This window comes from Leucobacter sp. M11 (genome assembly GCF_035726885.1).
Taxonomy (GTDB): domain Bacteria; phylum Actinomycetota; class Actinomycetes; order Actinomycetales; family Microbacteriaceae; genus JAPFRB01.
Genome location: NZ_JAPFRB010000005.1, coordinates 85,960 through 86,431 on the forward strand (window position 1 = coordinate 85,960; position 472 = coordinate 86,431).

Genomic DNA, 472 nt, shown 5'->3' on the forward strand with positions numbered 1-472 from the left:
GGGAGCGCGTCATCCGGCGACATCAACCGCCGGGGAGCGGATCGCACCCCATACAGTCGAGGGGACACCGGAACACTCATCGATAGGGACTCATATGACCTTCCACCCAGCAATGCAGCACGCCACCTTCGCGGAGATCGAGCCGCAGGTCTTCGGCCGAATCTCGAAACGATCCGTGGCCTTCGAGGGCCTGGAGGGCACCGAGGTGACCTTCCACGCCGGGGCCTCGTGGTCGGCTGACCTGGGGGAGGCCGCGGGTACGGAGCTCTGCGAGCTCCCGCACGTCGCCGTGGTCACGGCCGGGACGCTCGGCGTCCGCATGCGGGACGGCTCCTCCCGGGAGTTCTCCGCGGGCGACGCCATGCTGCTGCCCCCGGGCCACGACGCCTGGGCCGTGGGGGACACGGACTGCACCTTCGTGGAGTTCTCCCGCGGCAACGACTACTACGCCGCCTGAGCGATGCTCCCCGGG

At 69.7% G+C, this 472-nt stretch carries 1 protein-coding gene; it reads left to right on the plus strand.

Features of this window, described 5'->3' with window-relative positions; genetic code table 11:
• The first annotated feature begins 94 nt into the window (after window positions 1-94).
• On the plus strand, window positions 95-457 hold the full coding sequence (locus OOT08_RS15665) for a hypothetical protein (protein ID WP_325093771.1): 363 nt from the start codon (window positions 95-97) through the stop codon (window positions 455-457).
• Window positions 458-472 lie beyond the last annotated feature (15 nt).